This window comes from Picosynechococcus sp. PCC 73109 (genome assembly GCF_001521855.1).
In the GTDB taxonomy this organism is placed as follows: Bacteria; Cyanobacteriota; Cyanobacteriia; order Cyanobacteriales; family MRBY01; genus MRBY01.
In genome coordinates this window covers 294,328-317,228 of record NZ_CP013998.1, presented here as the reverse complement: position 1 = coordinate 317,228, position 22,901 = coordinate 294,328, and the positions used below count along the sequence as shown (strand labels likewise).

Annotated in this window: 21 protein-coding genes, 1 tRNA gene and 1 pseudogene; 14 read left to right on the top strand and 9 right to left on the bottom strand. The window is 48.6% G+C overall.

Going from position 1 to position 22,901, the window contains the following annotated elements; all coding sequences use genetic code 11:
• Positions 1-9: 9 nt before the first annotated feature.
• Positions 10-1,380 (bottom strand): magnesium transporter, encoded by a 1,371-nt coding sequence (mgtE, locus tag AWQ23_RS01520; RefSeq protein ID WP_012305907.1) that lies wholly within the window; start codon positions 1,378-1,380, stop codon positions 10-12.
• Between the two features lie 375 nt (positions 1,381-1,755).
• Here mgtE and AWQ23_RS01515 point away from each other — a divergent pair, with 375 nt between their 5' ends.
• Entirely contained in the window at positions 1,756-2,010 is a 255-nt protein-coding gene (locus tag AWQ23_RS01515) for an RNA-binding protein (RefSeq protein WP_012305906.1), read from the top strand.
• Between the two features lie 199 nt (positions 2,011-2,209).
• Here AWQ23_RS01515 and AWQ23_RS01510 read toward each other — a convergent pair whose 3' ends face one another.
• Positions 2,210-4,321: a TIGR00300 family protein gene (locus tag AWQ23_RS01510; protein ID WP_062431914.1), complete on the bottom strand. Its 2,112-nt coding sequence runs from the start codon at positions 4,319-4,321 to the stop codon at positions 2,210-2,212.
• Positions 4,322-4,735: 414 nt separating this feature from the next.
• On the opposite strand from AWQ23_RS01510, the gene sigC reads away from it, so the two are divergent.
• A complete protein-coding gene (sigC, locus tag AWQ23_RS01505) occupies positions 4,736-5,932 on the top strand; it encodes an RNA polymerase sigma factor SigC (RefSeq protein WP_062431912.1) in 1,197 nt (398 codons plus the stop codon).
• A 235-nt stretch (positions 5,933-6,167) separates the two neighbouring features.
• On the opposite strand, the gene AWQ23_RS01495 is transcribed toward sigC, so the two are convergent.
• Positions 6,168-7,004 (bottom strand): photosystem II manganese-stabilizing polypeptide, encoded by an 837-nt coding sequence (locus AWQ23_RS01495; RefSeq protein ID WP_012305903.1) that lies wholly within the window; start codon positions 7,002-7,004, stop codon positions 6,168-6,170.
• Between the two features lie 182 nt (positions 7,005-7,186).
• Positions 7,187-8,023 carry a 1,4-dihydroxy-2-naphthoyl-CoA synthase gene (gene menB, locus AWQ23_RS01490; protein ID WP_030006063.1) on the bottom strand — a complete coding sequence of 279 codons (837 nt, stop codon included), beginning with the start codon at positions 8,021-8,023 and terminating at the stop codon, positions 7,187-7,189.
• A gap of 347 nt (positions 8,024-8,370) precedes the next feature.
• On the opposite strand from menB, the gene AWQ23_RS01485 reads away from it, so the two are divergent.
• Positions 8,371-8,547 carry a hypothetical protein gene (locus AWQ23_RS01485; protein ID WP_041443725.1) on the top strand — a complete coding sequence of 59 codons (177 nt, stop codon included), beginning with the start codon at positions 8,371-8,373 and terminating at the stop codon, positions 8,545-8,547.
• Between the two features lie 462 nt (positions 8,548-9,009).
• Positions 9,010-10,173, top strand: coding sequence for a GuaB3 family IMP dehydrogenase-related protein (locus AWQ23_RS01480; protein ID WP_012305900.1), 1,164 nt, complete (start codon positions 9,010-9,012; stop codon positions 10,171-10,173).
• A 169-nt stretch (positions 10,174-10,342) separates the two neighbouring features.
• Here AWQ23_RS01480 and AWQ23_RS16120 read toward each other — a convergent pair whose 3' ends face one another.
• A complete protein-coding gene (locus tag AWQ23_RS16120) occupies positions 10,343-10,507 on the bottom strand; it encodes a hypothetical protein (RefSeq protein ID WP_012305899.1) in 165 nt (54 codons plus the stop codon).
• 85 nt (positions 10,508-10,592) lie between these two features.
• Between AWQ23_RS16120 and AWQ23_RS01475 the strand changes: the two genes are divergently transcribed.
• On the top strand, positions 10,593-11,381 hold the full coding sequence (locus AWQ23_RS01475; RefSeq protein ID WP_062431908.1) for an S-adenosyl-l-methionine hydroxide adenosyltransferase family protein: 789 nt from the start codon (positions 10,593-10,595) through the stop codon (positions 11,379-11,381).
• A 162-nt stretch (positions 11,382-11,543) separates the two neighbouring features.
• On the opposite strand, the gene hpf is transcribed toward AWQ23_RS01475, so the two are convergent.
• Positions 11,544-12,125 carry a ribosome hibernation-promoting factor, HPF/YfiA family gene (gene hpf / locus AWQ23_RS01470; RefSeq protein WP_012305897.1) on the bottom strand — a complete coding sequence of 194 codons (582 nt, stop codon included), beginning with the start codon at positions 12,123-12,125 and terminating at the stop codon, positions 11,544-11,546.
• Between the two features lie 567 nt (positions 12,126-12,692).
• Here hpf and lipB point away from each other — a divergent pair.
• Positions 12,693-13,337, top strand: a pseudogene (lipB, locus tag AWQ23_RS15670) (lipoyl(octanoyl) transferase LipB); the annotation flags it as partial.
• Between the two features lie 18 nt (positions 13,338-13,355).
• Here lipB and AWQ23_RS16290 read toward each other — a convergent pair.
• A complete protein-coding gene (locus AWQ23_RS16290) occupies positions 13,356-13,985 on the bottom strand; it encodes a DUF3120 domain-containing protein (protein WP_315862676.1) in 630 nt (209 codons plus the stop codon).
• A gap of 319 nt (positions 13,986-14,304) precedes the next feature.
• On the opposite strand from AWQ23_RS16290, the gene AWQ23_RS01460 reads away from it, so the two are divergent.
• The 4 genes from AWQ23_RS01460 (at position 14,305) to AWQ23_RS01445 (ending at position 18,480) form a co-directional block, all read left to right on the top strand.
• Positions 14,305-15,273: an undecaprenyl-diphosphate phosphatase gene (locus AWQ23_RS01460; protein WP_062431904.1), complete on the top strand. Its 969-nt coding sequence runs from the start codon at positions 14,305-14,307 to the stop codon at positions 15,271-15,273.
• Positions 15,274-15,276: 3 nt separating this feature from the next.
• Positions 15,277-16,611: a TIGR03279 family radical SAM protein gene (locus AWQ23_RS01455; RefSeq protein ID WP_062431902.1), complete on the top strand. Its 1,335-nt coding sequence runs from the start codon at positions 15,277-15,279 to the stop codon at positions 16,609-16,611.
• 159 nt (positions 16,612-16,770) lie between these two features.
• Entirely contained in the window at positions 16,771-17,745 is a 975-nt protein-coding gene (locus AWQ23_RS01450; protein ID WP_198158678.1) for a pentapeptide repeat-containing protein, read from the top strand.
• Positions 17,746-17,817: 72 nt separating this feature from the next.
• Positions 17,818-18,480, top strand: coding sequence for an HAD-IB family phosphatase (locus AWQ23_RS01445; RefSeq protein ID WP_062431897.1), 663 nt, complete (start codon positions 17,818-17,820; stop codon positions 18,478-18,480).
• Here the strand turns inward: AWQ23_RS01445 and AWQ23_RS01440 are convergent.
• Together AWQ23_RS01440 and AWQ23_RS01435 are read right to left on the bottom strand one after the other, a co-directional pair.
• Entirely contained in the window at positions 18,477-19,913 is a 1,437-nt protein-coding gene (locus AWQ23_RS01440) for a sugar transferase (RefSeq protein ID WP_062431895.1), read from the bottom strand. The genes AWQ23_RS01445 and AWQ23_RS01440 overlap by 4 nt on opposite strands.
• 75 nt (positions 19,914-19,988) lie before the next feature.
• Complete coding sequence (locus AWQ23_RS01435) at positions 19,989-20,756, bottom strand: WecB/TagA/CpsF family glycosyltransferase (RefSeq protein ID WP_157072179.1); 768 nt, start codon at positions 20,754-20,756, stop codon at positions 19,989-19,991.
• A 106-nt stretch (positions 20,757-20,862) separates the two neighbouring features.
• Here AWQ23_RS01435 and AWQ23_RS01430 point away from each other — a divergent pair, with 106 nt between their 5' ends.
• The 4 genes from AWQ23_RS01430 to AWQ23_RS01415 all read left to right on the top strand — a co-directional run bounded on the left by AWQ23_RS01430 (position 20,863) and on the right by AWQ23_RS01415 (position 22,736).
• Positions 20,863-21,582 carry an HAD family phosphatase gene (locus AWQ23_RS01430; RefSeq protein WP_062431893.1) on the top strand — a complete coding sequence of 240 codons (720 nt, stop codon included), beginning with the start codon at positions 20,863-20,865 and terminating at the stop codon, positions 21,580-21,582.
• An 11-nt stretch (positions 21,583-21,593) separates the two neighbouring features.
• Positions 21,594-21,666 (top strand) — tRNA-Ala (locus AWQ23_RS01425).
• 54 nt (positions 21,667-21,720) lie between these two features.
• Positions 21,721-22,296, top strand: a complete 576-nt coding sequence (locus AWQ23_RS01420) for a Uma2 family endonuclease (RefSeq protein ID WP_062431891.1) — start codon at positions 21,721-21,723, stop codon at positions 22,294-22,296.
• Between the two features lie 110 nt (positions 22,297-22,406).
• Positions 22,407-22,736, top strand: a complete 330-nt coding sequence (locus AWQ23_RS01415; protein WP_012305886.1) for a 2Fe-2S iron-sulfur cluster-binding protein — start codon at positions 22,407-22,409, stop codon at positions 22,734-22,736.
• Positions 22,737-22,901: the final 165 nt, after the last annotated feature.

Genomic DNA, 22,901 nt, shown 5'->3' with positions numbered 1-22,901 from the left:
TTCGCCTTATCATAACCTCAACATCATGCGGGCGATATTAAAGTAAATCAAAACCCCAATCACGTCCACCGCCGTTGTAATAAAGGGTGCCGACATTAGGGCCGGGTCTAACCCTAGGTATCGGAACAAAAATGGTAGCGAGGAGCCAGCCACCGATGCCAGCACGGCGATCGCCACCAAACTGATCCCCACCGAAATGGCCACCGCCAGATTTCCCTGGAGAAAGTAGGCCCAAACAATCACAACAATCCCCAGGATCGCCCCTAACAATGCCCCGGCGATCGCCTCCCGTCCGACTACCTTCGCTGGCCCTAGATCGTTTAAATCTTCCGTATTCAGACCCCGAATTACCACCGTTGAAGACTGCGCCCCCACATTTCCCCCAGTCCCCGTCAAAAGCGGAATAAATGCCGCCAAAATTACCACCTGTTCCAAGAGCGACTGCTGGGAGCTAATAATCCAGCCCGTAAAGGTATTCGTAATCAGCAACACAAACAACCACACAACCCGCTGTCGAGCTACTGTCCACAGATTCATTTGGAAATAATTATCACCATCCGTTTGCAGCCCCCCCAACGCATAGATATCTTCTGTGGCTTCCCGTTCAATAATGTCGATCACATCGTCCACCGTAACGACCCCCACCAGACGATCTTCTCGATCCACCACAGGTAAAGCGAGTAGGTCATACCGTTGAATCGTTCGCGCCACTTCCTCTTGGTCAGTATCTGTATGAACCGAGACCACATCCCTGGTCATAATCTCTGACAACGGTAAATCTGGCTCTGAAACAACGAGATCCCGTAGGGAGACAATGCCTACCAGTTGCCGGGACGCGTTAGTGACATAGAGGTAGTAGATAATTTCCGATTTGCTGGCCTGTTGCCGAATCCGCTCGATGGTTTCTGAAACGGTGAAGGTTTCTTTGAGGGAAATATACTCCGGGGTCATTACCCGGCCAGCGGTATCTTCCTCATAACCGAGCAAAAGATTCGTCGCCTGTCTTTCTTCGGGGCTGAGCTGTTCTAGGAGCTGCCGTACCACCTTCGCCGGTAATTCATCGAAAAGACGCACCCGGTCATCGGGGGACATTTGATCCACGACTTCCCGCACTTCCTGGCGCTTAAATTTTTGAATGAGGGCCTGCTGCACCGATGAATCTAAGTATTCATAGACTTCGATGGCCTCCGCTTTAGAAAGCAGACGGAAAGCAATGACCTGCATCGATTCTGGTAAATCTTCGATCGCCTCGGCAATGTCAACGGGTTGTACGGGCACAAGTAGCGATTTAGCCCCTTGCAAATTATTCGATTCCAGCAAAAGCAACAATTGGCTTCGGACCAACTGGCGCAGCTCAGTATGTTTAGCGGATGTAGTCATCTTGATGGATCGTTTTGCCTCGGAATGTGCGGCCAACAACAGCCTGGGTACCCAGAACAAAGCTTAAAGGAAGGGTGACTCTGCGATTATCTAAGTAAAAGTGCTCAGGCTATCAAAAAAAGGAGAAAGCGCTTCATAAAACTTTATTTATTCTACAAAACAAGTGCCCCCCAAAACTTGTGTTTATTTTTTTGACTGTGCTAGCCTAGTATTGTTGGGAATCAAAAGAATTCGAAAGTACTCGGTTACGGTTTTGTCTCGTTTGGTATTGTGTTTGGTTACGACAGTATTGACAGAAAATCTCCCCGCCCGATACGACTACGAACTCTCCTTCCCCGATGCACAGATTAAGTCATCTTTAAGGAGACAATTTTTATGTCAATTTATGTTGGAAACCTGGACTACGCCGTAGAAGAAGACGATCTTCGTGAAGTCTTTAATGACTACGGTAAAGTAAAACGCGTTTATCTTCCGGTAGACCGTGAAACCCAAAGAAAGCGTGGCTTTGGCTTTGTGGAAATGTCTAACGATGAAGAAGAAGATAAGGCGATTGAAGCCCTCGATGGTGCGAGCTGGATGGGCCGCGACATGAAGGTCAATAAAGCAAGACCCCGCACCAACAGCCGCTAAATATCATCTCTGCGTTGGCATGGGATGTAATTTCTAAGAAACGACCCATGCTCCCAAACAACATGAATTAAATTCAGTGAGGCCACTAGTTTTGTATCTAGTGGTTTTTTTGATCGCCACGATTCGAGAACAGCAACAAAAAAACTCCCCAGACTTTCCGAGAGAGTTTTTTGGCGATCGCCTGGATTATTTGGGAAAATTACACAGTGATGGCAGCCTTTTGGTTGAGTCGATCAAGTTGTCGCGTCAAGAGACTGAGGAATAGTCCCACATCGGTGACCACGCCGACGGATTCTACCGAGCCGCGATCGCTTAGTTTTGTGACTACCGCAGGATTAATATCGACACAGACCATCTTCACCCCGGCAGGAGTCATATTGCCGACGCCAATGGAATGGAGCATTGTCGAAAGCATCAAAACCATATTGGTGCCTTCTAGCAAGCGAGCATATTCTTCCTGGGCGCGAATCAGATCCATTTCTGTATCCGGGAGAGGGCCATCATCACGAATAGATCCGGCTAAACAGAAGGGTACATTGTTTTGGACGCATTCATACATTACCCCCTTTGTAATAAGCCCCTGGGCCACGGCATTGGCGATACTGCCACAGCGACGAATGGTATTGATTACCTTGAGGTGGTGACGGTGGCCCCCACGCACAGGGACGCCTTTATTCATATCAACGCCGAGGGAAGTGCCCATCATTGATTGTTCAATGTCGTGGACGGCGATCGCATTACCACCGAGCAAAGTATGGACATAGCCCTGGCGAATTAAATTGGCGAGATGTTGCGCCCCCCCGGTATGGATCACCACTGGCCCAGCCGTGACCGCAACTTTTCCACCTTGGGCGCGGATTTTATGGAGTTCCCAGGCAATTTGCTCAACGACCAATTCCACACGGCGTTCACTCGAAACCCCGGCCCCCATGAAGCTAAATTCTTGTTTTTCGGCGCTGGGACGAGCGGTGGTTTTATGGTTGGTGCGAATCCCGTCGATGCCCACAACAACTTTTTCTCCCACCTGGAGATCCCGCAACAGACGACAGCGGGCATTAATAGTGCCGTTGCTCTCACTAATGGCGATCGCCCCGTCCATCCGTTGGTGGGTCACCTTAACCCATTGGCCTTTAATCCTGACCTCCGTGGGGTAGATATTCGTCACATAAAAATCATCGGGGGCGACTCCCATTTGCTTCATGGTTTCTAGGTGCGCATCCTGAATATCTTCTGCCGAAGCACTGATCGCGCCCATTTCAATAAGGGCGGACATAATGTCCTCCATGGTGGTGGGAGAGGGTGCGGATACCCGTACATTAGCCGATGACGTATTTTTTCGCTCGATGCCGAGGTTGAAATTTAATACTTTTGCGCTGCCGCCCTGTTCATTGATTAAATCCAAGGCTTGGTTCAAAATACCCGCATCGAGGAGGTGCCCTTCGAGATGAATAATCCGACTATCCACCGGAGCATTGGCTTGGGCGGTTTCTTGAATCGGTTCTGTGGTTTTTAGGGTTAAACATTTTGCGGCTCCCCCTGCCTTGAGAAATTCCGTGAGGGACGTTTGTCGCACCTGAAAGCCCTTGGTGGCGATCGCCGTTTCGAGTTCTGGGCTGATTTTATTCATGATGATCACATCATCGACATTGACCGCATTGCAGGCAAAATTCACCGCATCTGGTTCGGGGACAACAATACGCTTCTCCGCCGGAATCCGCCGCTCAATTAGGGCATTGGAGTAAGTATCAAAGGCGGGAGGATAGTAGAGGAGATAACCGCCGCTTAGGGGACAAAAGCAAGTATCGAGGTGATAAAAGCGGGGATCGATCAGGCGTAGGGATAAAACTTCCACATCGAGCCATTGGGCAATGTAGGCGTGGGAGTCGAGTTCAGAGCGAAAACCATAACCAGCCCATAGCGCTCCAGAATCCCGGTCAAAGAGGGCATCGCCTGCCCCTTCAAAGGGCAAATCCTGGGGCAGCTCATAGACCTGGAAACCATTTTCCGCAAACCATTGCTTAAAGTAGGGTTCTTCCCCTTGGCGCTCTGGGTGATAGAAACGACTGAGAATCGCTTTTTGACCCAAGACCAGACCGGCATTGGCCGTAAAAACCATATCTGGCCAGCCCTGGGCAGGGGGCACGAGATCAACAACGGCATACTCTTTGATGATTTGATGTAGGGCCTGCCACTGTTCAATGGCTTGAGCTTGGGACGATTTGTGGACGTTTCCTTCCATCCAAGGGTTAATGACATAGTCCACCTCGTAATAGTCGGGGGCACACATCAAAATGCGGGTTGGGTTGGTCATGGTCAATTTAAAAGCTGAATGGTTTAGGACTAATCATGCAACGGGAAAAGCGAGCGAATTGTATTGATCGGTACGGTACAAAACTCTGTTTTCTGTGGCGCGAGTTTAATTCTATGGGGTCGCTAGAACCACCGCAAATTAAGTTTTTCGAGTTTTTAGGCTTTGGGGGCAATCGCCCTATTCTTATATTGCTAAATGCTGACAAAAATGCCTTGGATACTGGCAATATTTGACGATTTTGTTGGCCTTTAAAGGATTATTTTGTCATGAAAATTTGACATAAAACTGTAGCGGCGATCGCCTTTGGACTAGGGCCGAGATGTTAATTTATATATCAAAACCTTGAAAAGGACTTTTATTCAGGGAAATTTAAGGGTAAGCACCCCCCTAATATTTTTCAGGAGAGTCGCCATTATGACCACCGCCAAGCAGTCCAAGAGCCAAGGTTCCTTTGACTCCCTAACCGAAACCGCTAGCAACGATGAGCTTGCTGTGTTTGATCCGGATGAAACAACCCTCCGGAATGGTCAGACCACAGATTTAGTGAGGCTGTATCTGCAGGACATCGGGCGCGTACCGTTACTCGAAAGAGATGAGGAGCTAACGGAAGCCCGCAAGGTTCAAAATTATATCCAGCTTTTGGAAAAACGACAAGAGGGGGCAGAAGCAGGCGACGAAATTTTGGCAGAATTTTTGAGTTGTATCAATGTCCATGACCGCCTAGCCATTGAGTTGGGTTGCCGCCCTTCCCTTAATCGCTGGGCCCAGGAAATGGACCTAGAGCGAGCCGTATTGCGGGATATCATTCGCCAGGGTAAACAGCGCTGGGCCGAGCAAGTGGGCTTAAGCGTTAAAGAACTTGACTCGATCCTCAAGGCTGGGGCCAAGGCAAAAGAGCACATGATCCAGGCCAACCTCCGTTTGGTGGTTTCGGTGGCAAAAAAATACCAGAACCGCGGCCTCGAACTTTTAGACCTTATTCAAGAAGGAACCCTCGGTTTAGAACGGGCGGTGGATAAATTCGACCCGACAAAAGGCTATCGCTTCTCGACCTATGCCTACTGGTGGATTCGTCAGGGCATTACCCGGGCGATCGCCACCCAAAGTCGCACCATCCGTCTCCCGGTCCACGTCACCGAAAAACTCAATAAAATCAAAAAAGCACAGCGGCAAATTTCCCAAACCCAGGGTTGTACCCCCAGCTTAGACGACGTAGCCCAGGCCCTAGAGATGACCCCAGAGCAGGTGCGAGAGGTCTTACAAAAGGTTCCCCGTTCCGTCTCCCTCGAAATTCGCGTCGGCAAAGACCGGGACACAGAGTTAGGCGATCTCCTAGAAACCCAAGATGCTTCCCCCGAAGAAAATCTTGTGCGGGAGTCTCTGCAACGTGACTTGCATAACTTACTGACAGAACTCACCGACCGGGAACGGGAAGTCATTCAACTGCGCTATGGTCTAGGCGATGGTAAAACCTACTCCCTCGCAGAGATTGGCCGAATGCTAGAGCTTTCGCGGGAACGGGTGCGCCAAATTGAGGCAAAGGCTCTCCAGAAACTCCGCCAGCCCAAACGCCGCAATATTATGCGGGATTACTTGGACACATTGTCCTAAACATCAATGAGCCATCCCAAGAGGATGAGGCGATGATCTAGGGTTCCCTGACTCTGGATCTTTTTGATGTTCAGTTTTTTTACGACTAGTTCAAAATCTAGATTTTTTTCTTGGATGCTTTCTCTAAAAGAGTTTGGGAAAGAGGTAGACGAAAATTTAGTCAACCACAACGAAAAAAGACCACAAAAAAGGGGCATTGCCGCCCCTCGATTGAACAGTGTTTGAGAAGTTGAAATTAAGCAGCCGTCTTTAGACGTGCATAGAAAATACCGCGAATTCGGACTTCTTCGGGATCTTCTGCACCCATGTCAGTGGATGAAGTTTGCTCGCTTTCAAAGGTGCCGGCAATTTCACCAGTTTTCTCGTCGATTTTGGCAATTTGCAGGGAAATTTCACCAGTGCGAGATTCGTACTGCTTGATGTTGGCGCGGGTTAGCTCTTCTTCATCGGCTTGGGAAGGTAGAGCGACAGCGTTGTCATAACCGCTAGCAGTACCACGGGCCTTGGGATCAAGGAATACAGCACCACGATAGGGGGGAACCCGGAATTCACCGATAAAGTCAGTGGAAGTGTTGATGGAGTCAGACGGGGTAGAGGTCTGGGCCACTAGATTTTTAATGGTGAAGAGGAAAGGTACTTGGTCACCACCGGGCAACTGAACCGTAATCGGTTGGAAATCGATACCGTCTTCTTCTACCAGGGTAAGGAGCCCTTCGCTATCGGCTTTGATCTTCCCGGTCATTTGTTCGAGGGAAGAGGTGTAGCGGGTAAGGGGCTTACCTTCGATGAATTCAGCTTCACGACGCTTGTTGAGGGGCTCTTCCTTAACAAAGTAGGTTTGAGGCTCTAAGCAGAGGTCAGAGAATTCAATTGTTTCATTGGGGGCAATGGGAATTGTTCCCCGGGTGAAGTTCGCGATTTGGGGGCAGGAGTTCGCGAGTCCTGTATTGAGAATTTCGTCGTATGTTAGTTGCTTCACATCGACGGTCGCAGCATCGGGCGCTTCACTACAAGCAGTTAGCACGCCGATACACAGAGCCAGAATGGCTGCTAATAACGAACGTAACTTCATGATTAACCTCTTTTTGTCAATCTCAGGGCGGAACTAATCTTGTCCGTTCCACTTAATTTTTTAAAAGTCTGGGATCTAATAGGGACAAGCTATCCGGTTTTATATCGGTATCTACTCTACCAAATTGGGATCCTTTAGTGGTAATGAATCCTCATCTTACCTGGGCGATCGCCTTGGGTTTTTTACGGCAACCAGGGATATTGGCGGAAATTTGGCGATCGCTTTTCCAAAAAAGCCTGCTTCCCTTCTCTACCCTCTTCTGTCATGTAATAAAGCATAGTGGCATTCCCCGCTAGCTCCTGGAGGCCCGCTTGCCCGTCACAATCAGCATTCAGCGCCGCCTTAAGACAGCGAATCGCAATGGGGCTTTTACTCAACACTTCCCTGGCCCACTGCACCCCCTCAGCCTCTAGCTGGGCGACAGGAACCACCTGATTTACCAAGCCCATTTGCAGCGCTTGCTGGGCATCATACTGGCGACAAAGAAACCAAATTTCCCGGGCTTTTTTTTGTCCGACAATGCGCGCCATGTAACTCGCCCCAAATCCACCGTCAAAACTGCCTACTTTTGGCCCCGTTTGCCCAAAAATTGCATTATCTGCGGCAATCGTTAGATCACAAAGAAGATGCAGTACATGGCCGCCGCCGATCGCGTAGCCCGCCACCAAAGCGATCACCACCTTGGGCATCGAGCGAATCAGTTTCTGCAGATCCAGCACGTTTAGGCGCGGTACCCCGGCTTGATCGACATAGCCGCCTTCCCCCCGCACCGATTGGTCGCCACCAGAGCAGAACGCATACTTCCCATCGGTATGGGGGCCAGCCCCCGTGAGCAGGATGACACCGATGTCTTGATCTTCCCGGGCATCGCAGAAGGCCTCATACATTTCAAAGATTGTCTGGGGTCGAAAGGCATTGCGCTTGTGGGGACGATTAATCGTGATTTTTGCAATCCCATCTAACTTTTGATACAAAATATCTTCGTAAGCTTTGACGGCTTGCCAAGCAAGAGATTCCATAATTTTTCATAGACAATGACTGCCCGTCATCTTATCCCATTCCCCCACTGCTAAGGTTCACTGGCTTTGTGAAAGATGTGTCCCGACGGAGGCTCACACTCTTTTAAAGGGCCGACAAACTTAATATTTTTTTGTTAACCTTTACTTAAAAGTACGGAAAACCCGAAACTGTTTTTGACTATTTTTCGGTAAAAACTTAAATTAGTCTTAAGCATGTTTAGGATCAAAGAAAAAGGTAAGAGAATATTCTTGGGATCAACTCAATTGCATTTAAAAGCTTTTTAATGAAACTTCAAACGACCCTCAAAATCACCGACCTTAATTTTTTTAGAATTCAGGACAAAGCTATGGATTGTTCATATTCGCTCCCCTGTCCGAACTGTGGCGCTCCAGCTCTGCGTCGTTATTTACACAACTCTAGCCTGCGGGAAACAACTTGTGAAACCTGCGATTATTTAATGGTGAGCTGTGAAGAAACCGGTAATGTTGTCGAATCCTATGCCCCTGGCCTTTATAGTTTCTAGGGCCGCTTAATGGTCGATAGTCCCTTGGCGATCGCCAATCACCCGTAAACCTTTTTTAAAGACAAAATCTTTCCCCAGGAAAATTTTTAGAATCCTGTAATGAACTCTCAAGCTTCAACACCTTGGGAGCCTCTTTCCCAGAATATTCTCTACCACTTCTTTGGATCCGACAATCAAAATCCTAGTCATTTTTCACTCTAATTCTCACTCTTACCTGTCAATTCTTTTGCAACAAAGTGATTTTTAACTAGGAGAGATGATTGTTCGCTTTCGTGAAAATGAAGCTAGTTCATCGAGTTGCTTTTACGTGAATCTACACACGAACTGAGTCACCAGCACCAAGCCCAAAATTCAGCCTCCAGAAAGATTGACGTCTGGTGGTCGCTTTTTTGTAAGAAAATGCAAGCAATCAGTTATCCTAGACTGACACATTTAAGTTTTGGCAATCATTAAGGAGTAAGAGTGGACATTCAAATTGGTCGTGGCAAAACAGCTCGTCGTGCTTACGGATTCGATGAGATTGCCCTCGTTCCGGGCGGTCGTACCCTAGACCCTGAACTGGCAGATACCAGTCTCGAAATTGGTGGAATTAAGCTAAATATCCCAATTTTAGCCAGTGCAATGGATGGCGTTGTCGATGTAAAAATGGCAGCGCTGCTTTCTGATTTGGGTGCAATGGGCGTATTGAACCTTGAGGGACTCCAAACCCGTTATGAAGACCCCAACCCAGTCCTTGATCGGATCGCCGCAGTTGATAAAACCGAGTTTGTCGGCTTAATGCAAGAGCTCTATTCCAAGCCGATCCAACCGGAGCTAATCCAGAAACGCATCCAAGAAATCAAGGCTCAAAACGGCCTCGCTGCAGTGAGTCTTACCCCTGTCGGTGCCACCAAATATGGCAAAATTGTCGCTGATGCTGGGGCCGATATTCTCTTTATCCAAGCAACGGTAGTTTCTACTTCTCACCTATCTCCTGAAGGGATTGTCCCCCTAAACTTGCACAAACTTTGTTCTGAACTGCCCATTCCAGTTGTCCTGGGGAACTGCGTTACCTATGATGCAGCGTTGGAACTGATGCGTGCAGGGGCAGCGGCCGTGCTCGTGGGGATTGGCCCCGGAGCGGCTTGTACTTCCCGTGGTGTCCTTGGAGTTGGTGTCCCCCAGGCAACCGCAGTTGCTGATTGTTCTGCGGCCCGCGATGATTATGAGAAAGAATCTGGCCGCTATGTGCCGATCATTGCCGATGGTGGAATTGTTACTGGTGGCGATATTTGTAAATGTATTGCTTCTGGGGCAGATGCAGTAATGATTGGGTCTCCCATTGCCCGTGCGGCGGAAGCACCGGGTCGCGGTTTCCACTGGGGGATGGCTACACCTAGCCCTGTACTACCCCGGGGAACCCGGATTAATGTGGGGACAACTGGCACGATTACCCAGATTATGACGGGGCCAGCGAAACTTGATGATGGAACCCATAATCTCTTGGGCGCTCTCAAAACAAGTATGGGAACCCTCGGCGCCAAAAATATCAAGGAAATGCAACAGGTAGAAGTAGTAATTGCTCCTTCGCTGTTGACGGAAGGGAAGGTTTACCAAAAAGCCCAAAAACTGGGCATGGGTAAATAGGCTCGGCAATAATTGCTGATTTTCGGCCTGGAGGTTTATTTAGCTTTTTGAAAAGTGAGCCTTCGTTTCAATCAAATCCATCAAATTAACCGAAAGAAAAGGGAATGTTTTTCAACACTCCCTTTTTTCTTGTTCTGGTAAAAAATTATTCGGCTGAGATGAATATTGTTTAACCGATCCCAAGGTACTGGGCCTCCGCTTCTAACTGCTGCACGAGGTGGTCATTGCCGGAATTCCGGGCGGCTTCGAGGCGATGCTGCAAATTTTTCTTGAGGTTTTCGCGGTGGGTTCGTTTAATTTGCTTGACGATTTGCTGTTGAACGTTTCTAAACATGATCTTCTCGCTGGGGATAATTGGCTATTTTTAGAGTAACAGGCTTCAGATTAAACTGTATCAAATACTACAAAATACTTAAAGCATGATGGCGATCGCCTTAGTGACAGATTTCGGTTTACAGGACGGCTATGTGGGGACAATGAAGGGAGTCATGGCGGCGATCGCCCCCCAAGCCCTAGTGATTGATCTCAGCCACAATATTCCGCCCCAGGATTTGTGGGCTGGTCGCTTTTGTCTGTTGAGTGCAGCGCCTTATTTCCCGCCGGAAACAATCTTTGTGGGCGTTGTGGATCCGGGGGTCGGCACTAACCGCCAGGCGATCGCCGTGGCATTGAACCAAGGTTATTTTGTGGGGCCGAATAACGGTCTAGGGAGCGGCTTGTTTGCAGATGATGCTATTGTTGCGGCGGTAGAACTCGATAATCCCCAGTATTGGCGATCGCCTCTGAGGGAAAACCTGAGTCAAACTTTCCATGGCCGGGACATTTTCGCGCCAGTGGCAGCCCATCTTTCCCTGGGCGTTCCTTTATCCAAGCTGGGTCGTCCCCTCAAATCAACAGAAATCATTCGTTTAGATGTTCCACCCTATCAGAGCAATGGCAAGTCCTACACCGGGATAATCCAGCATATTGACCACTTTGGGAACTTGATTACCACCATTCCCAATACTGTATGTGCAGATAATCAGGGCCAAGCAACGTTAGCGGGTCAACAAATTCCCCTGGTTTGTACCTATGGAGATGTGCCGAAAAATCATCCCTGTGCCTTGATAGGAAGCCATGGTTGGTTAGAAATCAGTGTAAATCAAGGTAATGCCCAACACTTTTTTCAGGTGCAACGGGGCGCAATGGTTCAATACCAAATTTGCTAAATATTTAAGTTAATTAGTCTCTGATAACCCACAAAAAAGAAGCAATAAAAAAGGAAAGCTTTATGTTAAAAAACTTTCCTTTACATCAGGGATTAGATTTGCCGATGATCCAAATAATAACTATTGTCTAAAAGCCATTAAATGAACCTTGAAAAAAATCAACTATTCTTTGCCAAGGCGCGGTTGGATTACACCATAACCACCGTGGTTGCGGATATAGATCACATTGATGGCATTTGTGTCTTTGTTCAAGAACATATAGAAGTCATGGTCTACCAACTGCAACTGCTCTAAAGCCTCATCAATGGTCATGGGGGGCATCGCAAAATACTTCATCCGTACCACTTCGGAGGGAAGCTCTGGGGCGCGATCGCCAATGAGATTATCTGGCACCGGATCCTCAGGTAACACTTCACTGGTTTTTTCCTGAACGTGGGTTTTCTTGCCGAAATTTTTCTCTTTATATTTGCGGAGTTGGCGGGCGATTTTATCAGAAACAAGGTCAATGCTGGCGTAGAGATTTTCACTGCCTTCCTGGGCGCGAATCACTGTACCATTGGCGTAAACAGTAACTTCAGCTTTATGCTTGTCGGTAATGCGAGCATTGTTAGCAACAGACAAGTGCACATCTACTTTTGTGGCGAAGGTTTGAAAGTGCTTGGTTGCTTTTTCAAGCTTGCTTTCAACATAGTCATGGATCGATTCAGTTACTGCAATGTTGTTGCCTTGGATCAATAGCTTCATAGTCTCTGGTTACTCCATCTGAATGGATAAAACAAGTTTACTTTGTACACAATTTACGAATGAAATCTAGATTTTAAGCCTAAGAAAATTCGCAATGAAATGACTGGTGTAAACAAGAACTTGTTGGTGAAGTGTTTCGTTATTCTAGCAAGGTTTCTTCAAGGCGAAAAACTATTGTGGTGGCGTCATATATAGATCCGTCCGTTTAATATTACGCAACACTTCTACAAGTATTAGCGTAGGTTTGAATACTAGAGAAACTTTTTTTGATGAGATAAACAAACTGAAAATTAAGCGGTTTTTAGTTCTTTTGGAGAAAATTAGTTGCTGACAACTTATTGACTGGGAATTTTTGGGATTTATCTCTTTCTCTCTATAGTTTTAATTGTAGGTTTTGCCTTTGGGCCTTGTCAATTTATCTTTTTTGAAACATTAAGAAAGCCAGGAAGCTTTTACAGTTCTTAACTCTTTGCTATGGTGAGGACAATATCTAACATTGTTTTGCCAAAAGGCGATCGCCCCTTGATGACTTTTAATGTTTTGTCGGATCCCTTGACATTGCGTCATATCAATTCACACCTTTTCCCCCCTTGTCTATTTTATCAAGGGGGAATTTGGCCTTACACCGAAGCTTGGGCACAGCAACAACAACTGGTGGAAGCACGCCTACGGGATGGGCAGTTGAGTGATGTTTTACTGCTGCTGGAACACTTTCCGGTCTATACCCTAGGGACAGGTTCAAAGCTGGATTTTGTGAAATTTTCCCCGGAAACCGCAGACGTAGAATTGCATCGGACAGAACGGGGCGGCGAAGTGACGTACCATTGTCCGGGACAATTGATCGGTTATCCGATTTTGAATTTGCGTCGCCACCAACAGGATCTGCATTGGTATCTGCGGCAATTGGAAGAAGTCTTAATTCAGCTTTTGGCGCGCTATGGCTTGGTGGGAGAACGAATTCCTGGACTAACTGGGGTGTGGGTCGAGGGTCATAAGGTGGCAGCCATTGGCATCAAGGTGAAGCGCTGGATTACGATGCATGGGTTTGCCCTGAATGTTTGCCCGGATTTGGCGGGATTTAAACGGATTGTTCCCTGCGGCATTGGCGATCGCCCAGTGGGGAGTTTGCAGCAGTTTTTACCGGATATTACCTTAGCCCAGGTGCGCGAAGATTTACCGAAGATTTTTGGCGAAGTTTTTCAGTTAGAGATGATCAAGCAGCAGGATCTCCTAGGCGAAGCAGGCAGCAATCCAGAACAGACCATCGACGAGGAGGGTACTGACTACGGCTCCGGCGAAACTCCAGTAGGGAATTTGGGGCTGACGGAAGGCCCACCAACTAATGCCGATCAATAAATTCACTAGAACAATCGCCCAACTGATGCCCCAGAGGGTCTGCATCTGGGCCAAGGCCGCCTGGAAAATAGGCATCACAAAATCCGGCTCAGCATACATGAGCTTGCGCCAGTAGGGGATCAAATCCGTGAGATAAAAGTAAATGTCGGTGATCGCCGTACCAAGGAGGGAGCCCAGGTAAAACAGATGCCCCACCAAGCCTCGTTTTTGCCACAGACCCCACAGGGCAAAGGGTAGGCCAATAGCTTCCACCGGAAGATGTAAAAAGGGTTCGTAGCGCAACCAGCCCCAATAGATGGCTCCGGCTAACCAACTCCAGCTAAACCCCCAGAGGAGATCACCCCAAATTTCGGTATTTTCTCGCTGCCGGAGGCCACAGGCGATCGCCACCCAGAGGAGAGTCAAGGCCAAACTCAGCCAGGGAGCCGTCCTGACCAGGGGGGCTTGGAAAAAAACAGGCACAGAAACCAAGAAGCCCGATGCGAGGCAAATTAGCAGGGGAATATTGCGGCGGAGATCCTGTTGTCGCTTGAGAACATACACTGCACCGACAGAGAAAAGAGGATGGTTCAGCAAAACAAAGTGGTTTGTAACAATAACTTGTAAATATTTATTAATGAATTTTAACTTATGACTCCCGATTTTCTCATAAAGAGGACGGGAAATTTGCCTGATTTTGCCATTTCTGAGGGGCGATCGCCGAGGATTTAACCTCCGAGTGGGGAATCCCCAGGCCGGATTTTTCTAAAAGCTAGTCAAGGTCAACCAGATTGACTAGAGTAGTTGAGGCAGATTTACCCGACGCCCAAGGGAAGCGACATCAATGCTCAAAAAAAAGCAACAACGGCACTGGTTTGAGTTCAGCAGTATGGTGGCCCTCGGCTTGGTTCTATTTTTGTTGATTAGCTTTTGGCATCTGCGCATCAATGCCGCCACGCCCGAAAATACGTTGGCGATCGCCCCGGTACAGTTCAATTGGTTCCAAGGGATTATTTTAGGATTAGTGCAAGGCTTAACCGAATTCATCCCCATCAGTAGCACTGCTCACCTCAAGGTGATTCCCGTGGCCCTCGGTTGGCCCGATCCAGGGGTGGCTCTCACCGCCGTGATTCAACTGGGGAGCATCGTCGCTGTACTGGGTTATTTCTGGCAAGATTTACGGCAGGTCATTGGTGGGGCCTGGCAAGCTTGGCAACAAAAAGATTGGCAAAAACAAGAGTGGCGCATGTTTTGGGGCATTGTGTGGGGGACTTTCCCGATTCTTGGCGTGGGTCTGCTGCTCAAAATTTTTGTGCCTAACTATGACGCGTCACCGTTACGCAGCTTAACCGCCATTGCGATCGCCTCCATTGTGATGGCGATTTTGTTAGCGATCGCCGAACGTTATCCCCGGCACCAACGCGCCTTTGACCAACTCAGCCTCAAGGATGGTATTCTCATGGGCTGCGCCCAAGCCCTCGCTGTCATCCCCGGAGTGTCGCGGTCTGGTTCGACAATTACAGCGGGCCTGTTTATGAATTTAGACCGGGCTACGGCAGCGCGTTTTTCGTTTTTGCTAGGGATTCCGGCTATTACCATTGCTGGCCTTGTGGAATTCCAAGGATTAGTGAGTGGGGGATTAACAACAGTGCCACCCCTCACCCTAATTGTCAGTCTGATTTCTTCAGCGGTGTTTTCCTACTTGGCGATCGCCTGGCTGATCCAATTTCTCCAAAAACACCAAACCTGGGTTTTCGTCTGGTATCGATTAGGCTTTGGTATGATCATCTTGGCATTAACCCTGCTGCGTTAACCCATGAGCGTCTCCACCATCAAGCCCGCCCAAATTTGCCATGTTGTCCCCGATTCCATTGCCGCTGAAATTGGTTTTGAGGCTGGTGATGCCATCGTTTCTATCAATGGGATGAAGCCGAGGGATCTCATCGATTATCAATTTCTCTGCGCCGACGAATACCTCGAATTAGAAGTCCTCGATGCTAAGGGGAAATCCCATCACCTCGAAATCGAAAAAGACTACGACGAAGACCTGGGTTTGGAGTTTGACAACGCCCTCTTTGACGGTTTGATCCAGTGCAATAACCGCTGTTCCTTTTGCTTTATCGACCAGCAGCCCCCTGGCAAACGCCAAAGCCTCTACTTAAAAGATGATGACTATCGCCTCAGCTTTCTCTATGGCAGTTATCTCACCCTGACCAACCTGCCCGAGCGGGAATGGCAACGCATTAACCAAATGCGCCTCTCGCCCCTGTTTGTGTCCGTCCATGCCACTGAGCCGGAGATTCGTCGGCAACTCCTCAAAAATGACCGCGCTGGGGAAATTCTCACGCAACTCCAATGGTTTGCGGATCATCGCTTACAAATCCATGCCCAGGTCGTCGTTTGTCCTGGGATCAACGATGGGCCTCATTTAGAAAGAACATTGCGGGATTTGGCTGAATTTCACGGGGGAGACTTACCCGCTGTGATTTCGGCAGCGGTGGTACCGGTCGGTTTAACTCGTTTTCGCCCTAATTTGGCGGAACTGAGCCCCGTTGATCAAGCCAAAGCCCAGGAAGTGATCGCCCAGGTGACAGCGCTTCAGGCAGAGTTCCGGGAACGGTTTCAAACGAATTTTGCTTGGCTGGCCGATGAGTGGTTTCTCATTGCACGGGCAGAACTGCCGCCGGAGTCCCATTACGAAGACTATCCTCAACTGGGGAATGGGGTGGGTTCGATTCGCCAGTTCATCCGGGATTTTCTCAACACCGCCGATGAGACTTTACCGCCGGCGATCGCCAAACCCAAACACTTTACCTGGGTCGTAGGGAATGCCGTAGAACAAGCCTTTGAACCCCTTGTCGCGCGTCTAAACCAAGTGGAACATTTAACAATTACCCTGGCGGCCTTAAATAGTGACTACTGGGGCCAAGCCATTACCGTTACCGGACTGCTTACGGGAGAAGACTTGATCAAAAAACTGGCTGGCCGAGATTTTGGCGATGGCATTTTGCTCCCGACGGTGATGCTTAAGCACGATGAAGCCAAATTCCTCGATGATAAAACGGTGGCAGAAGTGGCGATCGCCTTAGAGACCCCCATCTATGCTGTAGAAAATGTCTTAGATTTGATGAACCGCTGTTGTCAAGATTAACAGTTCACAAAGAAGATTATCGAAACATTAAGAATTAAATGCTTCTTCAATAAATAGAGTATGTTTGCTTTTCTAATAAAAGAGGAGGCCGATGCCAGCAGGTAGCATTTACAAATGGTGCTGCTCGTTTTTGGTGCTCGGTTGCATAAAGCTGGCCCTATGAATATTGAAGCGCTTCTCAATGACTATGCCTTGGGACAGAGGTTATTTCCCAGGGAACGGTTTACTGCCGCAAACTTGACTGGGTTAGACCTAGCCCATGCCAACTTTACCGGAGGAAATTTTGTTTCTGCCTCCCTCGCAAGGACGAATTTGCACCATTGCCATCTACGTCAGGCCAACCTCAAGCGAGCTTTTTTATACGGCGCGAACCTTAGCTATGCCAAATTAGACCAAGCCGATTTGACTGGCGCGGATCTCACGAAAGTTAATCTCCAGGGGGCGACCTTAACCCAAGCAACCCTAAATCACGCCCAGCTCAGTGGGGCCATTATGCGCTGGGCTACCTTTTTCATGGCAGATCTCCAAAACGTGAATCTCTGTGGCGCCAATTTAACGGGGGTCAATTTTCGCGGGGCCAATTTAACAGGAGCGGATCTCAGTTGGAGTAATTTGAGTGAGGCGAAGCTCAGTGGTGCGATTTTGCAGGAAACAAATTTACAAGGCATACAGTTACAGGCCGCCTATCTCAATGGTGTTGATTTTCGGCGGCAGGATTTTAGCGGTCTCAATTGTGCTGGAATTCTTTTCTGCGGTGGAAAAGGCCACGATATGAATTTGGTGGGAACCAATTTAACTGGAGCCAAACTGCGTTTTACGAGTTTTGTCCGGGCTAATTTCTCACGGGCATCTCTGCACCAAGCTGATTTCCAACAGGGAAATTTAAGCTTTGCCAACTGTCAATCTGTAGAGGCGATCGCCAGTAATTTTCAGCAAGCAGAATTAGTTTCGACGGATTTCCGGCATGCCCAACTCCAAAGGGCCGATTTTCGGGGCGCAAATCTCCGGGGAGCCAATTTCGCCCGTGCTGACCTCCGGGGAGCCAAGTTTCAGGGCGCTAAACTAAATCAGACAAATTTCCAAGGGGCTGTTTTTGAATTCGATCCCCGCACGCAGACTCTCCTTGCTTCGTAAGGGAAAGTACAAGATCAAAATTATCCCAAAGCGGACTATAATCCTGGGGAACTTGTTACGTTACAAAAGTTAATGGACGCCCAAACGATTGTATTTTGCGACTTTGACGGCACAATCACGACTGTCGATACCTTCGGCGATGCCCTCGGTAAATATGCACCGGAAGTGGCCGCTGACATTCTTCCGGGCTTGTATAACCGCAAGATTACGCTCCGGGAAGGGGTACGCAAAATCCTCGAAGCGATTCCCTCAGAGCAATTTGCTGCTTTTGTCGGCGAGGTGGATGATAAGCCTGTGCGTCAGGGCTTCAGTGATTTTCTTCAGTTTTTAGGCGATCGCCAAGTGCCGATTGTGGTGGTATCCGGTGGCCTTGTGCCAATGGTGGAACGGGTTTTAGCGCGTTCTGGCACCGATGGCAAACCCCTGCGCGATCACATTGAAACGGTTGCCGCGATGAATATTGATACCTTTGATCCCTATTTCAAAATTATTGCGCCCTTTGAAGGGGGGACGGAGATGGTGGAAAAAGTGCAGGTGATGGGGAAGTACAAATACCAAAAGGCGATCGCCATCGGGGATTCCCTAACGGATATCAATATGGCCCTCAAAGCAGATTTGGTTTTTGCTCGCGATCGCCTCCAGCAATATCTGGATGAAGAAGGCAAAACTTACGTGTCTTGGGAAACCTTTGATGATATCCGCCATTACCTCGAAACCAACGGTTTTCCGGCCTAGTAAGCGCCTTTGCCAAAAAAGACGATCCGCACCGTTTCTAGCAGAATATCGAGATCGAGGTTCAAAGACCAATTGTCGATGTAATACAAATCTAGCCGTGCCGCATCATTAAAATCCTCTAGATCTGAGCGGCCCGAAATTTGCCAAAGTCCTGTAATCCCCGGTAATACCTGATGGCGGATATGGTGCCATTCGTCAAACCGTTCCACATCCCGCAATGGCAAGGGACGCGGCCCCACCAGACTCATCTGACCCAGTACCACATTAATTAATTGGGGCAACTCATCAATACTGGTGCGGCGGAGAAATTTACCAAGCTTGGTAATGCGGGGATCGTCTTTAATCTTGAACAATACCCCATCTTTCATTTGATTTTGCGCTTCTAGTTGGGCCTGCAACTGGGGCGCATCGACGACCATTGTCCGAAATTTCCACATCTTGAAGGGTTTGCCATTGAGACCCGCCCTCGGTTGCCGAAAGAAAATTGGCCCTGGTGAATCGAGACGTATGGCGATCGCCACTCCAACCAGCAGCGGTGAGATCAGCAAAAGACCGAATCCTGACCCCAGGAAATCAAACCAGCGTTTCAGGCGATAATCCCAACACAATAACAATGGCGTTTCGATGCGGAGGGTGGGAATTCCCGCGAACATTTCCGGTAAACCTCGCCGATAAAGCATTTCCCGACTGGATGGCATCAAACGAATCGCAATCCCCGCACTGCGCAAATGCCAAAACAAATGGGAAGCTAATTCCGTTTCCGGCAAGTCTTTGACTAAAACCTCCTGGGCGCCTGACTGACGAATTTGGGCAATGGTGGCCTGGGTGCCGGCCATGGAAGCAAGGGCAGCACCAACAATTTTGTAATGGGGACGTTTTTTGATCACCCGTTTGAGGCAGTCCAACTGTTTTGCCGGTGCCACCAAAAAGACATTCACCGGCGGTGCTTGGCGATCAAACTGCCGTAGGATGAGGGTCAGAATAAAGCGAAAACCTACGACAAAGGCAATGCTGAGAAACCACGCCGTAATAAAAAGTGAACGGGGCGGATCCAACATTGGATTGTGAAAATAACTGCCGACTAAAAACAAACCATAGACCAAGGTGATGATCCAGGCGGCGCGAGTGTAGTTCTGGGGAGCCGGAGGGAGGCGATAGAGATGATTTCCAAAGAAAAAACAGAGGGTGACAATGGCAAAAATCCAGAACAGACTGGGAATATCGAGCCACACCCACCAGACCAGATCCGCCGGAATCGGTGAATAAAAATTATTAATGTAGTCCGCGAGTTGCCAGGCGATCGCCAACCCCAACAGATCACTACCCACCAGCAATAAACCCCTTTTCCAGCGGCCTTGGGCAGTTTTTAACCAGTGGAGCGGATGAATCGCGCGGATATCCTGGGTGGGAAGGGAAAACGGAGACTTGGGCATGGATCGAGGCCATCAACTGGCAATACAAAGAAAAATACTTAAAATCCCTCAGGGGTGGGCAGAATCTGAAAAGAATTAGGGCGATCGCCGCCGGAGCAGTTGCCAACCAAACAGCAAAATAAACGCCCCATTGTGGATGAGATAACGTTTCCAGAGGCGACGGGGTTCTTGGAGCAGTCGATAAAGCCACTCCAAACCCAGGGGCCTCAACCAGTGGGGGGCCTGGGAAACCGTACCCGCATGGAAATCAAAGGCAGCCCCCACCCCCAACAAAACGGCATTAAGGTGAGGGCTATTTTCAGCCATCCATTTTTCTTGCTTCGGGCAACCCAAACCGACGAAAACCAGCTTCGCGCCAGATTGTTCGATGCGCTGTCTTGTGGCGATCGCCTCGGCGGAGGTTGGCGGCCGAAAAGGGGGTGCTTCTACTCCGGCAATTTGCAAATCAGGAAATTTTTCTAAAAGATTTTGCTGCAATTTTTCCAGGGTTTCTGGGCGACTGCCGTAGAGATACACCGGAAGTTTCTCCTGGGCAGCCATAGCGCAACAATGGAGCATTAAATCCGGCCCATAAACCCGGGTCGCCTGGGGATAACCCAACCACCGCAACCCCCAAACTAACGGCATTCCGTCCGGTGTCGTCACCAGGGCTTGGTTGATGATTTTTTGAAACCCTCGATCCCAGTAGCCCGTCATCACCATGTGTACATTGGCGATCGCCCCATAGCCGAATTTTCCCTCGCGGATCGCCGCCGCAATTTCAGCCCAAGTCCGTTGATAGTCTAGGCAATGCACCCTTGTTTTTAGAATGTGTCGCTGGGGAATATCCGTCATCAAAGCCATGGCGATCGCCCGCAAATATCAACGCTTATTCTAAGATGAGAATTACCAGGCAAAAACCTGACCCTTGGTCAAAAAACGTAAACTTTCACCCTCCCACCGTCCCGTTATGACCCTGCTCAAAGCCGTTTTATTTGAAATCAACGGAGTCTTTCTGAACGATACGGCCCTCCAATTTGAGCTGATCGATGACATTTTGCTGGCCGAAAATCTTCGACCCACCGACCGCCTTTATCGTGATAGTAGCCTGGGCAAAAGCGATCGCCGCTGCCTCAAGGAAAATCTTGCACTCCGGGGGCGGGTATTCTCCGAGGCGCAACTGGATAGTCTCATTCAACAAAAATCTGCACTTTACCAAAGCAAATTAAGGGAAATAAAGCCGTTCCCCCTCTATGAAGACGTTTTTCCCCTAATTTCGGCGATTAAACTCAAAAATATTCCCGTGGGGATTGTAACGGGCTATTGTCGTGCCGATGCCGAATTTATTCTCCAGCAAGCGCAACTTGACCAAGCTTTTGATGTGATTGTCACCGCCGATGAAGTGAAAACGTTTAAACCGAACGGAGATGGTTATCGCCAGGCGATCGCCCAACTGAACCAGAAATTTCCTGACGCTCAAATTCAACCGGAAAATTGTCTCGCCGTTGAAGATAATTTCCATGGTATCCAAGCCGCTAAATCCGTCGGTATTCCCGTGGTTGGCGTCGCCCATACCTATCCATTTCATATGTTGCAGCGTTGCAGTAACTGGTGTGTGGACTACCTGAGCGATCTAGAACTCGAACGCATCGATCCCAGTCTTGCGCCCCCCGCAGAGGTGCTAAAATAATTTTTCGTTCTGGGGAATTAGCTCAGTTGGTAGAGTGCTGCGATCGCACCGCAGAGGTCAGGGGTTCGAATCCCCTATTCTCCATCCCCCAAAAAACTTGCCTACAATGGGAGCATTCCGCCGCGAGAGGTCGTGACAATGGCTACCGTAACCCTTGATCTCCAGCCCGTTTTGACCCTGACCCAAGGCCAATTTGCCCAGCTCTGTCAGGCGAATCCCGATGCCAAATTAGAACGCACAGCCCAAGGAGAACTTGTGATCATGGCCCCCACTGGTGGTGAAACTGGTAGAGTCAATTTTGAACTCAATGGCCAGCTTTGGTACTGGAATAAACGTTTCGGTTTCGGCAAATGTTTTGACTCTTCGACGGGCTTTGTTTTGCCCAATGGTGCGACGCGATCGCCAGATATGTGTTGGGTCGAAAAGTCCCGCTGGGATAGCCTCACCCCAGAACAACAGCAAAAATTTGTTCCCCTCTGCCCTGATTTTGTCGCCGAATTGCTCTCGCCCAGTGATCTGGTGCAACAGACCCGTCAAAAGATGCAGGAATATTTAGCCAATGGTTGTCGGTTGGGCTGGCTCATTAACCAAGGCGATCGCCAAGTGGAAATTTATCGTCCTGGTCGAACCGTGGAAATTTTAACGACCCCCAAACAGCTTACCGGAGAGGATATTTTACAGAATTTTATTTTAGATCTCAGTGATTTATGGTGATAGCTTCCCCACAAAAAAATTGGTTTTGCAGCACCTTTAACCGACCCTTTTTAGAAAGTGTGGCACCATAGAAGCAATCATCATTGAGATAATGAGAGAAAACACCAACCATGCCGACTATCACCTTCGGAAATCAAACCATTACCTGCAATCAAGGCGATAATTTACGTAAAGTTCTGCTCGCCAACAAAATTAGTCTTTACAATGGCAATGCAAAAACTATCAATTGCCATGGCCTTGGTACCTGTGGCACCTGTGCCGTCGAAATTACTGGCCCTGTCTCAGCCCAGAGCTGGAAAGAAAAAACACGCCTCTCTCTCCCGCCCCATAACCCAGACAAAGAACGGCGTCTGGCCTGCCAAGTTAGCGTGGAAGGGGATATTACTGTCAAAAAATATGATGGCTTCTGGGGCCAGGGGGATACTGTGGTCAGTGACTGATTGCAACCTTGATTAATATTGATAAAAACCAATTAACTTGGGCGGCGAGACTGGGAAAAACTTAGTCTTTTTCTTTTTTAAAGCGCCTTGACTTATCTTGAAAAGGTTAAAAATATCTTAAATAAAGATAAGAAAAAAATATTGTCTTTTTAGGCAACATCAAGC